The 13,075-nt window shown below is 73.9% G+C and carries 10 protein-coding genes; 6 read left to right on the forward strand and 4 right to left on the reverse strand.

The annotated features are described in order from the left end of the window. Nucleotides 1-123: 123 nt before the first annotated feature. Nucleotides 124-960 carry a helix-turn-helix transcriptional regulator gene (locus tag ACWEV0_RS09680; protein WP_453147962.1) on the reverse strand — a complete coding sequence of 279 codons (837 nt, stop codon included), beginning with the start codon at nt 958-960 and terminating at the stop codon, nt 124-126. 551 nt (nt 961-1,511) lie between these two features. Between ACWEV0_RS09680 and ACWEV0_RS09685 the strand changes: the two genes are divergently transcribed. Further along, a complete protein-coding gene (locus ACWEV0_RS09685) occupies nt 1,512-2,120 on the forward strand; it encodes a TetR/AcrR family transcriptional regulator (RefSeq protein ID WP_453147964.1) in 609 nt (202 codons plus the stop codon). Nucleotides 2,121-2,216: 96 nt separating this feature from the next. On the opposite strand, the gene ACWEV0_RS09690 is transcribed toward ACWEV0_RS09685, so the two are convergent. Together ACWEV0_RS09690 and ACWEV0_RS09695 are read right to left on the reverse strand one after the other, a co-directional pair. After that, nucleotides 2,217-3,818, reverse strand: a complete 1,602-nt coding sequence (locus tag ACWEV0_RS09690) for a M4 family metallopeptidase (protein WP_453147966.1) — start codon at nt 3,816-3,818, stop codon at nt 2,217-2,219. Between the two features lie 243 nt (nt 3,819-4,061). After that, nucleotides 4,062-5,042 carry a LysR family transcriptional regulator gene (locus tag ACWEV0_RS09695; RefSeq protein ID WP_453147968.1) on the reverse strand — a complete coding sequence of 327 codons (981 nt, stop codon included), beginning with the start codon at nt 5,040-5,042 and terminating at the stop codon, nt 4,062-4,064. 350 nt (nt 5,043-5,392) lie between these two features. Here ACWEV0_RS09695 and ACWEV0_RS09700 point away from each other — a divergent pair, with 350 nt between their 5' ends. The 4 genes from ACWEV0_RS09700 to ACWEV0_RS09715 are packed head-to-tail and all read left to right on the forward strand — an operon-like array spanning nt 5,393 to nt 11,624. Then, nucleotides 5,393-6,712, forward strand: a complete 1,320-nt coding sequence (locus tag ACWEV0_RS09700; protein ID WP_453147970.1) for a hypothetical protein — start codon at nt 5,393-5,395, stop codon at nt 6,710-6,712. A 39-nt stretch (nt 6,713-6,751) separates the two neighbouring features. After that, on the forward strand, nt 6,752-8,521 hold the full coding sequence (locus ACWEV0_RS09705; RefSeq protein ID WP_453147972.1) for an FHA domain-containing protein: 1,770 nt from the start codon (nt 6,752-6,754) through the stop codon (nt 8,519-8,521). After that, a complete protein-coding gene (locus ACWEV0_RS09710; RefSeq protein WP_453147974.1) occupies nt 8,518-10,116 on the forward strand; it encodes a serine/threonine-protein kinase in 1,599 nt (532 codons plus the stop codon). The genes ACWEV0_RS09705 and ACWEV0_RS09710 overlap by 4 nt, the downstream gene beginning before the upstream one ends. Before the next feature lie 26 nt (nt 10,117-10,142). After that, the gene (locus ACWEV0_RS09715; RefSeq protein WP_453147976.1) at nt 10,143-11,624 is read left to right on the forward strand and encodes a hypothetical protein; all 1,482 of its coding nucleotides are present in this window, start codon (nt 10,143-10,145) and stop codon (nt 11,622-11,624) included. A 93-nt stretch (nt 11,625-11,717) separates the two neighbouring features. Here the strand turns inward: ACWEV0_RS09715 and ACWEV0_RS09720 are convergent, their stop codons facing one another. Then, nucleotides 11,718-11,930, reverse strand: coding sequence for a CsbD family protein (locus ACWEV0_RS09720; RefSeq protein WP_453147978.1), 213 nt, complete (start codon nt 11,928-11,930; stop codon nt 11,718-11,720). 150 nt (nt 11,931-12,080) lie between these two features. Here ACWEV0_RS09720 and ACWEV0_RS09725 point away from each other — a divergent pair, with 150 nt between their 5' ends. Next, nucleotides 12,081-13,046, forward strand: a complete 966-nt coding sequence (locus tag ACWEV0_RS09725; RefSeq protein WP_453147980.1) for an LLM class F420-dependent oxidoreductase — start codon at nt 12,081-12,083, stop codon at nt 13,044-13,046. The last annotated feature ends 29 nt before the right edge of the window (nt 13,047-13,075 follow it).

Raw genomic sequence — 13,075 nt, forward strand, 5'->3', positions numbered from 1 at the left:
GTTCAGGATGTGCGCGGCGGTCAGCCCCCCCCCCCCCCCCCCCCCCACCGCCGTACGACGTCGGGTGGAGGGTGCCCCCCCGGGGGGGGGGGCCGCGGCCCGTCCGCGTCCGGCGCGGACGGCTCAGGCGTCGACGGGGGCGCGGAGCACGGGAAGCCGCGCGTGGGCCTTCGCGGTGCCGGGGTGGAAGACCAGGATCATCAGCCGCGAGCCCGGCGCGGCCATCGGCTGCGCGGCGCACATGGTGACGTGCCCGGGCCCGTACCGGGCGTGGCGCAGCGGGCGTTCGTCGCCGTCCGGATGGACCTGTGCCCCGCCGGCCACCCACAGCGGCCGCAGCGCCGGATCCTCGACCGCCTGTCGGGCGATCCGCAGCAGCGTCTCGTCGTCGGGGCGCAGTGCGAGCGCGGCCCGCAGCTGCGGCAGCACCAGCGGCGCCCAGACGGTCCGCCAGTTCATCAGGGTGACACGGCCGTCGGGGTCGAGCAGCATCCAGCTCATCATGTTGTCCGGGGTCCGGCCGCCCGGGAACGCCTCGGCCAGCGGCTCGTTGTAGGCCAGCAGGTTCCAGGAGGCGTCGGTGACGTACGCCATGTGCGAGATCCCGTCGACGGCCTCCTGCCACGCCCCGTGCACCTCGAGCCCGGAGACCGTGCTGAGCGGGCCGGGTGGGTCGCCGATGCCGGCGTACCGGCAGAGGCTGTCCCACTCCTGCTCGTTCAGGCCGAAGAGCCGGGCGATCTGACGGAGGTAGCCGATCGGCGGGTTGGGGTAACGGCCGGTCTCCAGTCTGCTGTACGTGTGCAGCGCCCGTCCGGTCAGCTCGTCGACCTGCTGCTGGGACAGGCCGTGGGCACGGCGGCCCTGGCCGGTCGGGCGGGTGAGGCCGTGTTCCTCCGGGCAGATCAACGCCCGTCGCCCGGTGAGCAGCGCCTTCAGCGCGGGTTTGTTCATGGCCATCGTCGTGTCGTCCTACGTGGTGCTGCCGGTGCCGCCGGAGAGGGAATTAGTGGCGCCGGTATTCCTCATAAAAACTGCGCGTAGATATCGCCCGGCCGACGGGACAAGCTGGGTGGTGTGGACGTCTGACCTGCCGGGAAGCGGGGCGGGACGGCCACACTGCAACACGGCAGGGCGAATTGCGAGCCGGGCGGCCAGATCCGTCACGTCGGCTCGTTGGGGCAGCCCTGTTCGTCCTCGCCGAAGCTCCGGCGGGGCGGCCGGCCGGCGCATCGACGCCGTACCGGGTCCGCCCGCGCCGGGGGTTCGGGAGGCCCTCCCGCTGCGGTCGGTGCCGACAATCGCCACGATGTCGCGTCCTCGACACCGACCGTACGAGCGGCCGACGGCGTACGCCCGTGGCGCCGGCCGGCCGGTTCGTGGGCCCCGGGCAGATCCCTCCACCCCTGCCCGGGGCCTCCCTCCGTCCCTGCGCGAAGATCCGAGTCGGTGGGGTAGCGTGCCCGGAGCCCGCTCACCCGCACGCCACCGACCGCATCCTGGAGCCGCGCATGACCCGACGTTCGGCCGACGAGCGCCGCGAGGAGCTGATCGAGGCGGCGATCCGGGTCATGATCCGTGACGGCGTGGCCAGGGCGACCACCCGCGCGGTCGTCGCCGAGGCCGGGCTGCCGCTCGGCGCGTTCCACTACTGCTTCCGCTCCAAGGAGGAGCTGTTGCAGAGCGTCATCGAACGGATCATGGTGCGCGCCTCGACCCCCGCCGTCGCGGCGGCCACCGAGGGCGTCTCCGCCGAGGAGACGATCCGGGCGGGCCTGCACGCGTACTGGGAGGGCATCCGCCGCAGCCCGGACGAGCACCTCCTCACGTACGAGCTCACCCAGTACGCGCTGCGCCAGCCGGGCCTCGCCGAGCTCGCGCGCAGGCAGTACGCGCACTACGCGGAGGTCACCGTCGCCTCCCTGGAGACGATGGCCCGGCTGGCCGGCATCGAGTGGACCGTGCCGCTGCCCGTCCTCGCCCGGCACGGCCTGGGCGTCCTCGACGGCCTCACCCTCACCTGGCTGATCGACCGCGACGACGCCCTCGCGCTCGCCGCCCTCAACGAGTACGCCGCCTATCTCGTCTCCGTCGCCCGGCCTCGCGACACCGGGGCGTGAACGCGCCGCGGCCCGGGCGGCGGCCGAGGGGTTCCTCGGCGCCGTCCGGGCCGGCTGTCGCGGATCAGGCGATCCGTGGTGATGCCAGTGGTGATGTCAGAGGACGTTGACCGCGGTCCAGGCGGCGGCCACGGTGGCGTACTCGGGGCTGGTGGCGCCGTACAGGTCCTTCGCCGCGTTCAGGGTCGCGGCACGGGCGCCCTTGTAGTCGGTGGTGGAGGTCATGTAGACGGTCAGCGCCCGGTACCAGATGGCGGACGCCTTCTTGTTGCCGATGCCGATGACGGTGGAGCCGTTGTACGTCGGGCTGTTGTACGTGATGCCGTTGATGGTCTTGGTGCCGCTGCCCTCGCTGGCGAGGTAGAACCAGTGGTTGCCGACGCCCGAGGAGTTGTGCACGTCGAGCCGGCCGACGGACTTCGACCAGTAGTCGGCGGACCGGCCGTCCAGGGACGGCTTGTCGAAGCGGCGCAGCCACGGCGGGGTGGACTGGTCGCTGAAGAGGTAGTCGGGGGTGTCGATCGGGTTGTTGGCGTACCACTCGACCATGGTGCCGAGGATGTCGCTGGTGGCCTCGTTCAGGCCGCCGGACTCACCGCTGTAGCGCAGGTTGGCGGTGGCCGAGGTGACGCCGTGGGTCATCTCGTGGCCCATGGTGTCGAGGTCGACCTGCTCGGGGTCGGTGGTGCCGTTGCCGTCGCCGGTCATCATGCAGAAGCAGGAGTCCGACCACTGGGCGTTGTCCCAGTTGGTGCCGACGTGGACGAAGACGGTGGCGCCGCGGCCGTCGTTCTTGATGCCGTTACGGCCGAACGTCGCCTTGTAGTAGTCGTACGTCATCGCGGTGTTGGCGTGCGCGTCGACGGCGGCGGTGGCGCGGTCGGTGGAGAACGTCCGGCCGTCGCCCCAGATGTTGTCGGCGTCGGTGAACAGGGTGCCGGAGGAGCTGTTCAGGGACGAGGCCGAGACGTTGTGCGCGTCCTTGGTGATGTGGCCGCGGATGGGGTCGATCAGCGCGTAGGTGCCGTTGGCCTGCAGGGTGGTGTCGATGCTGATGTCACCGGTGTACTCGGAATGGCCGGTGCCGGTCGCCTCGTGCTCGACGTCGTAGTTCTCGATCGCGGCGCCGGTGGTGGCGTCGGTGACGAAGACCTCGCCGTGCGGCTGGCCCTTGTCGCCCAGACCCTGCACCGTGGTGCGCCAGGCCAGACGGGGGGTGCCGTCGGCGGCCCACACGATCAGCTCGGGGGTGGACTTGGCATTGCTGACCAGGCCCTGCGCGCGCTTCAGGGCGCCGGCCGCGGTGCCCTTGGCGTCGGCGGCGGGGGTGACGGACTTGAGCGCCACCTTGTGCGCCTTGGCGTGGCTGGAGCCCTTGAGCGAGCCGTCGGCCTTCTGGTGGACGACGAAGTCGCCGCCGACGACCGGGAGACCGCGGTAGGTCCGCTCGAAGCGCACGTGCTGGGTGCCGTCGGCGTCGATCACGACGTCCTTGACGTGGAGCGCCTGGCCCGCGCCGAAACCGAAGGTGTCGGCGTGCCGGGTCACGTTCGCCTCGGCCCGGGATATCGCCGTGTCGCGGACGGAGGTCACGCGCTGCGTCTCGAGGGGCTGCGAGTACGCCGGTGCGGCCAGCGCACCCGCGGTGATGACGCCGGCGGCGACCATCGTGGAAAGGGCAAGCAGGGGACGGGACATGGCGGGGTGGTTCCTTCGCTCGTCGTGGGGGTGACGACGTCCTTGGACGTTGACGCGAAGTGTTCACCAGGTGACATGTTCCTGACGTGATCCCAGGTGGGATATAACCGCGGAGCTATAGGGTGCGGGGCGCGCTCGGCGAAACACGGACGAAACACGGATGCGGCCGACGGCCCGGCGACGCACGGACGAAGCATGGGCGAAGCGACAGGCGAAGCGACAGGCGAAGCACGATCAGGCCGGTCACTGCTCCGCGCCGAGCGCGAACTCCTCCCCGCCGTCCTGCCACCAGGCCAGGTACTGCGGCCGCTCCCGGACCAGCGACAGATACGCGTCCAGCACCCGCTCGGCAGCCACGTCGGCGAGCTCGGACGGAACCGACTCCGTGTTCCAGGCCAGCAACAGCCTCCGGTGGAACGGGACGTCCACGAGCGGCCGCAGCACGGTGCCCTGCGTGGGCACGTCGGCCGTCGGCCAGACACCGCAGACGGCACGACGGCTGGCCACCAGGATCTGCGCCACGGACAGATCCGGCGTCACATGAGCGATGCGCGGAGTGAATCCCGCCGCCTGGCAGGTGAGATGGAGGTACGCGTGCACACCGCTCTCGTCGGCCTCCGGCATCGCCCACTCCTCGCCCGCCAGCTCATGGAGGCCGACCTTCTCCTGCCGGGCCAGCGGATGGTCCTCGGCGAGCAGGACGAACACCGGCTCGCGCAGCAGGGTGCGCGTCGCGACCGAGTCGCCGACGGGAAGGGGGAAGCCCGGAAACTCGCCGAACGCCGCTATGTCGCACTTCGCCTGACTCAGCGCCTTGACGAGGGTGTGCACGGAGCGGCGGGAGTCGATGGTGAGCCGGCGCTCCGGATCGAGTTCGAAGAGGGCGGAGATCAGCAGCGACACCAGAGGGCCGGCCGTTCCGCCCGCCCTCAGCGGCGCGACGGCCTCCCGGTCCGCCTCGGCGGCCGACCGCGCGTGCTCGCGCAGCCGGTCGAAGCCGACCACCAGGTCGCGTGCGCAGCGCAGCACGTACTGACCGTTCTCGTTCGGCTTCACCCCCTCGGCGCTCCGGATGAAGAGCGGACCGCCCAACTCCTGCTCGATCCGCTTCAGCTGAGCGCTCGTGGCCGGCTGGGAGAGCTGCAGCCGCGCGGCGGCCTTGCGGATGCTGCCGGCCTCGGCGACGGTGAGCAGGACCCGGAGGTGCCGGAACTCGAGGTGCATGTACATCCCCCGCTCAGGGCGGAGGGTCCCCTGCACCCCCCGTGACCAGCAGAAACCAGCTGCCCGGGGGCATGGTGACCAAGCGTCTGACGGACCCGTGGGGGCGGCAACCACGGGACGGCAAAATCTACGTACGGAGCTGGCCGAAACCCATCTGCCGGGCCGCTGCCCCGGCAGGCGGTTCGTCCCCTCCTGCACCCTTGCGCAGGGCGGTCGAAACCCTCTATAAGGGTCCGTGCAGGCATCGGTTGGGATGGCCGGAATGGCATCCATGCCGCCGACCAGGGGGACCCTCCACTTCCCGCCGGAAGCACCATGCGCGCACGCACACCGACGGAGAACGTGAGGCCATGACCGACAACGACGCCTTCCGCGATGCCATGACCCGCCTGGCCACCGACCCGGCGTTCGCCGCCGAACTGGACGGCGACACCGCCGAGGTGGCCCGAAGACTCGGCCTGACGCCCGAGCAGGTCGGCGAACTGCGCCGGCTCCGAGTGGACTCCGGTACGGGCGAGGGTCCGACCGCCCTCGGCGAACGGTTGTCCAAGTCGTCCCTTTTCTTCGGCAACGCGGCGCATGCCCTGGCCCACCACGACGTACCGCTCGACGCGCCCTCGCACGACGCGCCCTCGCACGACGCCGTGGCGCACGACGGGGTGGCGCACGACGTCGCGCCGGCCGAGATCTCCGGCCTTCTCGGCGACTCGCCGGCCGACGCGTCCTTCGACGACGGGTCGCTCCTGGGTGACCTCGGCGCCCCGGGAGACGTGGGCGGCTCGGGCGATTTCGGCGATTTCGGTGACTCCGGCGGCTTCGGTGACTTCGGCTCCTTCGGCGACGGCGACGGCTTCGGCGACGGTTTCGGCGGCCACGGGTCCGGCGACCTGGGGAGCGGCGGGCCCGGCCGCTTCGGCGAGGACGGAGGATTCGGCGCCGATGGCCTCGGCGGAGTCGGTGGCCATGGCGACGGCTTCGGCGGCGGCGGCTTCGGTGGCGGCTTCGGCGAGGAGGGCGGCCATGCCGGCGACTTCGGCCACGGCGGCATCGCCGAGCGCGGCGAGGACGGCGGCGACTCAGGCGGCGGCGAAGGCGGTGGCGGCGAAGGCGGTGGCGGCGAAGGCGGTGGCGGCGAAGGCGGTGGCGGTGGCGACGGCAGCAGCAGCGAGAACGGACGTCGGCCCAGCGGCGGAGGTGGCGGAGAAGGCGGCGGAGGTGAAGGCGGCGGCGAAGGCGGCGGCGAAGGCGGCGGCGGTGGCGACGGCAGCAGCAGCGAAAACGGACGCCGACCCAGCGGCGGAGGCGGCGGCGGAGAAGGCGGAGGCGGCGAAGGCGGCGGAGGGGGCGAAGGGGGCGAAGGCAGCAGCAGCGAGAACGGTCGCCGGCCCAGCGGCGGAGGCGACCCCGGCGGCGGCGAAGGCGGCGGTGGCGGTGGCGGCGAAGGCAGCAGCAGCGAGAACGGTCGCCGGCCCAGCGGCGGAGGCGACCCCGGCGGCGGCGAAGGCGGCGGAGAGGTCAGCAGTGGCGAGAACGGACGCCGGCCCAGCGGTGGCGGCGGGCTGATCCGCCCCGGTCTCGACCGGCTCGGCGACAGCCACCTGCGCGCCACCGGCCCCGGCCACGACGAGCTCGGCGGCCCGTCCGGCGGTTCCTTCGTCGCCGGTTCCTGAGGCGTCGGGCCGATCGGAATGCTCTGCCATGCCTGTCGCGTGCACGTCCGGCGCGACTTCCCGTACTGCCTGCGCTGCGGCACCCCGCGCCGCGGCGCGGCACCGACGTCGTTCGCCCCGCCCCGGCTGCGCGGCCTCGACGACCCCGACCTGCTCGTACCGCTGACCGGCGAGGTCACCACGCTGGGCCGCGGCGCGGACAACGACGTCGTCCTGGCGGACGGCAGCGTGTCGCGCCGCCATGCCCGGGTCGTCCGTGACGCGTCGGGTTTCCGGGTCGAGGACCTGGACTCCTTCAACGGCACGGCCGTCGCCGGCGGGGCGCCCCTGCACGGCGGTTCGGCGCGTCTGGACGACGGCGCCGAACTGTGCGTCGGCGACGTGCGGATGGTGTTCGAGCAGCCGCGTGACGCGCGGATCGGCTCCCGGACCGTCATGGTGGGCACCCAGCTCACCGAGCTGCCCGCGGGCGCCGTCCCCGAGCCGGACGCGCCGGAGGCGCACGGCCCGCTCACCGCGCGGCCGCGCCGCCGCGGCGGGTGGGCGCTCAAGCAGGTGCCGACGAGCGGCCGCGCGGAGCCGCACTGGGTGCTGAGCAACACGCGGACCGGCGGATACCTCCGGCTCGACGAGCGCGAGGTGTTCCTGTGGAACGCCCTCGACGGCGACGCCACCGTGCGGGACCTGCTCTTCGCGTACGCGGACCGCTTCGGCGAGCTGGCCCTGCCGCGGATCGAGGCCGCGCTCGCGGCGTTCGCGGGCGCCGGCCTCCTGCACGGCCTGCCGGGGCAGCCGGACGAGCGAGAGGCCGGCGGAGCGCGCCGGCTGTGGCGGGCGGTGTACCGGGCCCTGCTCAGGCTGGAGCTGTCCGTACCGGGCCTCGACGGAGTGGTGACGCGGCTGTACGCCGGCGGGGGCTGGCGGTTCTTCACCCGTACCGGAGTGGCACTGGTCTGGCTGTCGCTGCTCGGCGGCCTGGTGGTGTTCTTCGCGGTGGCGCAGGACCGGCAGCACCTCCTCGACTTCGGCGGGTCCGGCGTCTGGGGCCCGGTGGCGCTGGCCGTCGGCTACGTCTCGGCGCTCGTGGTGCACGAACTCGCGCACGCGCTGGCGGTGAAGTCGTACGGCCGCCGGATCCGGCGCGGCGGCTTCATGCTCATGATGGGGATGCCGTTCGCGTTCGTGGACACGAGCGACATGTGGTTCGGCACCCGCTGGTCGAGGGTCGTGGTGGCGCTGTCCGGGCCGGTGTCGACGGCGGCCCTGGCGGGCTGGTGCGCCGTGGGCGCGGCGTACCTGCCGGTGGGGCCGGTCTCGGCGGTGCTGTTCCACCTGGCGTTCGGTCTCTATCTGAACACCCTGTACAACTTCAACCCGCTGATGCCGCTGGACGGTTACCAGGCGCTCACCGACGCGCTGCGGGTGCCGCGGCTGCGCGAGGAGGCGAGCGCGTACTTCCGGAAGGGGCTCTGGCGGGACCTGCGGGCGGGCCGCCGGCCGGGGGCGCGACAGGCCGGCATGGCCGCGTACGGCCTGGCGGTGGTCGTCGGGACGTACGGCTTCCTGGTCCTCGCCCTGCTGGCCTGGCGGTCCCGGCTCGGCGACTGGCTGGAGGGTCGGGTGCCCGCGCCGTGGGACACGGTGGTCGTGGCCGTGGTCGTGGCTCTGGTGGCCTTCCCGGTGTGGGCGGCGCCGGTGCGGTGGCTGGTACGGGTGGTGAAGCGGCGTCGCGCGGCGGCGGACGGGGACCGGGCGCGCCCGGCGGACGGGGCGGCCGTGGACGGCGCGCCCCTGGAGGGGACGGCATGAGCGACGCACACGGGACGGGTGCCGGTTGGGAGGTTCCCGGCTACGAGGCCGTGCGGACGCTCGGCCGGGGCGCCGGCGGGCGGGTCGTCCTGGCACGGCACGAGGCGACGGGCGTGCCCGTGGCCGTCAAGTACCTGAGCGAACGGCTGCACCGCGACCGGGACTTCCTGGCCCGGTTCCGCGCCGAGGCGCGGCTGCTCGGCGAGCTGCGGCACCCGTGCGTGGTGCGGCTTTACGAGTACGTGGAGGCCCGGCGGGGCGCGGCGATCGTCATGGAGGCGGTCGACGGGGTCACCCTGCGCGAGCTGCTGCGCGAACACGGGGCCACCGGCCCGGAGGCGGCGCTCGTGCTGCTCAAGGGCTCGCTGCTCGGGCTCGGCGCGGCCCATGCGGCCGGGGTGGTGCACCGCGACTACAAGCCGGAGAACGTGCTGGTCCGCGCCGACGGTTCGAGCGCCCTCGCCGACTTCGGCATCGCCGTGCGCGCGGGCCGGGAGGCGGAGGCCGCGGGCACGCCCGCGTACATGGCGCCGGAGCAGTGGGACGGCGAGCCGGCGGGCCCGGCGGGCGACGTGTACGCGGCGACGGCCGTGTTCTACGAGTGCCTCACCGGCCGGCAGCCGTTCGTCACCGACGACCTGATCGCGCTGCGGCTCCAGCACCTGCGGGCGCCGGTCGAGATGGCCGACGTGCCCGAGCCGGTGCGCGACCTGGTGCGTACGGGCCTGGCGAAGGACCCGGCGGACCGGCCCGGCATCGACGCCTTCCTCGCCGGGCTCGAACGCGCCGCGACGGACGGCTACGGGGCGGACTGGGAGGAGCGCGGACGCCGTGGGCTCGGACGGCTCGCCGCCGTACTCGCGCTGTTGTTCCCGTTCGCGACGACGGGGGCGGTGTACGAGGCGACGCCGGCGCTGACGGTCCTGGGCCGCCTGAAGGGTGTCCTCGGGAAGACGCTGGTCGGGGCGGCGGTCCTGGCCGTGGTCGCGGGCGGTGCGGCGGCCGTGGCGACGGCCGGAGCGGCCGACGACACGACGACGACGGTGGCGAGCTCCGTCCCGTCGGGCACCCCCGCATCCGGGCTCCCGGCCCCGTCCTCGTCGTCCCTCCCGCCTTCGGACTCTCCGACACCGGGCGGATCGCCGTCCGGCAGCTCCTCGACCGGCCCGACGCCGGGCGGCACGACGACGGCACCGGCCACGGACGGCACGCCGAACACGACCGCGCCCGGCGGACCGGGCCCGACGACCGCCACCCCGGACCCGGCCGCGACGACTCAGGCGACCCCGGGCACGGTCACGATCGTCATCGGCTCCCTGCGCCGTGGGGCGGGCAGCACGCTGATCGCCGACGTGACCGTCGACACCACCGGCACCGGCCCGCTGACGCTCACCGCGGACTACTACGTCGACTCGCCCGCGGAGTCGTACGGTTCGCAGTCGCGTCGGCTGTCGGGCAGCACCCGGTACTCCGTGACCTTCGTGGGCGACTTCTCCAACCACCCGTGCCGGGGCACCTGGACCGTCGCCGTCAGCAGCAGCCCGCAGTCCCCCGACGGAACGCGGACGGCCTCCGCCGACGCACCGCCGTGCTGAGCCACCACCGAGGAGAACCAGGCAGGATGAGGACACCGCTGACGCCGCCGACGCCCCCGGCACCCGCCACGGTCGCCGGGCGTGCCCTGTCGGACTGGTCGCGGGACGGCCGGTTCGGCACCTGGTACGCGCTCGGGCCCACCGAGAGCCGCGACGCGGACGAACCACCGCTCGGCGTCCTGCGGATCCACCGCGCCCTGCTCGCGCCGGGCGGGGCGCGGGAGCGGCTCACGGTCGCGGTGCGTTCCGTGGCGAAACTGCGGCTGCCCGGCGTTCCGGCCACCGTCGACCTGCTGCGGGAGTCGGGGGACGTCTGGCTGATCGTCGCGCGCCCGCCGGCCCGTACGGTCGCCGACCTGCTCGCCGCGGGCGCGCCCGGGCTCGACGAGGGCAGCGCGGCGAGCGTGCTCAACGAGACCGCGCAGACGCTGCTCGCCCTCCACGCGGCCGGTCTCGCCCACGGCTCGCTCACCGCCGACCAGGTGGTCCTCGCCCCGGACGGCACCGCGCTGCTCACGGAGGCGTCGCTGGCCACCGCGCTGGCCGAGGACACCGCCGCGTCCACGGCGGCCTCCCTCCAGGACGCCGACATCACCGCGTGGGCGGCGCTCGCCCGGACCCTCGGCACCGCCTGGGCGGCGCCCGGCACGCCGGCGGCGGAGCTGTTCGCCCGCTGCTCCGCCACGGCCGAGTCCGACGGCCTCGCCGCCGCCCGTACGACGCTCACCTCGGGGCGCGCGGCGCTGCCCCGGGACTTCCTGCACAGGACGGCGCTGCGGACGGCGGCGGCCGCCGCCCTGGCTGAGCTGACCGCGCCGGCGGCCCCGGCGACCGAATCGGTCGCGGAATCGGTGGCGGAATCGGTGGCGGAATCGGTCGCGGCGTCCGCCGCTGCCGGCCTCGCTCCGGACCAGCAGGACACCGTCCTCGGCAGGCGCCACCGGGAGGTCCCCGCCACGCCTCTCACGCCTGACGGCGGCGGGAACGACGACGACGGCGAGATCGTGCTGCGCTTCGGCCCCGGCGTCCCGCGTTCCGAGGAGGAGGCCCTGCGCGCTCTGTGGGCCACCCCCGCACCCGCGCCCACCCCCGTACGCCCACGGCGGCGGCGTCTGGCCGGCCGGGTCGGCGCGACCGCCGTGCTGGCGGCGGTCGCGGTCGTGCTGTGGCTGCTGCTGCGTCCGACGGGAGGCCCGGCGGTGACGGCGGTCCGGGTCACGGCCCCGTCGCAGCAGTTGCCGTGCGGCGGGACCGCCGAGGTGACCGGTGTGGTGACCACGGACGGCCGCGCCGGCCCGGTCACGTACCGCTGGCTGCGCAGCGACGGGCAGCGCTCCGACGTACTGACCCGTACGGCCCGGGGCGGCGAGCAGGAGGTGGCGGTGCACCTCCGCTGGACCGTCCGCGGCCCGGGCCGCTTCCACGGCACCGCCCGCCTCCAGGTCCTGCGCCCGCACACGACCCCGCTCGAAGCCGAGGCCGCGTTCACGTACGCGTGTGCGGGGTGACGGGCGCCGGGCACCCGGCGCCGGGCGCTGGGTGCGAACGGGGTCGGGGCGGTGATCGCCGCCCGGACCCCGGTGCTCGACCGACGCGCGCCGTCAGGTGTGACGCCGCAGCTTGCCCTTGGCCTCCCGCGCGGTGCCCTTCGTCTTCCCCTCCATCTCACCGGCGGCCTGCTTGGCCTCGCCCTCCATCCGGTCACCGGCGCCCTTGCTGCTCAGATCGTCCTTGCCCGTCGCCCGTCCGGCCTTCTGCTCGGCCTTGCCCATCTGTTCCTGGACCTTGCCGCGGATCTTCTTGCCTCCAGCCACCCGAATCAGCTCCTCGGCTGTGCTCTTTCCCGAAGTCTCCCGGGTACGTCGGGGGACGCTCCCGGCTCGCCGGGCGGTTACCCGGCACTCCCGGCCGTAACCTCCGTGCCCGCCCGTTTACGGAGCGGCCTTCGCGGCAAGCCGCGGCACATGATGCGCATCGGCTACACGATGATGACCGAACAGGCGGGGCCGCGTGAGCTGGTCGAGCACGTGGTCGAGGCGGAGCGGATCGGTTTCGACTTCTCCGTCATGTCGGACCACTCCTTCCCCTGGCTGAGGGAGCAGGGTCACGCTCCGTACGCCTGGAGTGTGCTGGGAGCCGCCGCCCAGGCGACCTCCCGGATCCCGTTGATGACGTTCGTGACCTGTCCGACCTTCCGCTACCACCCCGCCGTGGTCGCCCAGAAGGCGGCGACCCTGCAGCTGCTCTCCGAAGGCCGCTTCCGGCTCGGTCTGGGCTCGGGGGAGAACCTCAACGAGCACATCGTCGGCACGGGCTGGCCCTCGGCGTGGGTGCGCCTCGACATGCTGGAGGAGGCCGTGGGGATCATCCGCGCGCTGTTCACCGGCGAGTACGTGACGCACCACGGCACCCACTTCCAGGTGGACGACGCCCGTCTGTGGGACCTCCCGGAGACGCCCCCGCCGGTGGGGATCGCCGTCTCGGGACCCCGTTCCTGCGAAGTCGCCGGACGCCACGCGGACCTGCTGATCGCCACCGAGCCCGAGCGCGAGCTGCTCGACTCCTTCGACGCGCACGGCGGAGCGGGAAAACCGCGCATCGGGCAGCTTCCCGTCAGCTACGACACCGACCGGGAGGCGGCGGTGGCCCGGGCCCACGAACAGTTCCGCTGGTCCCTGGGCGGCTGGCACGTCAACGCCGAACTGCCCCTGCCGGCCGGCTTCGCGCAGGCGTCCGCCTCGCTGCGCCCCGAGGACGTGGCCCGGGAGATCCCGTGCGGCGACGACGTCGACGCCGTCGTGGACGCCGTCCGTGAGTACGCGGAAGCGGGCTTCACCGATCTCGCCCTCGTCCAGATCGGCGGCGGCCGTCAACTCCCCTTCCTCCACTGGGCCGAGACCACGCTGCTACCGGCCCTGCGCGCCCTGTGAGCGACCGGAGCCAGGCGGCCCGTGCGGGG

The sequence above is a fragment of the Streptomyces sp. NPDC003943 genome, assembly GCF_053605265.1.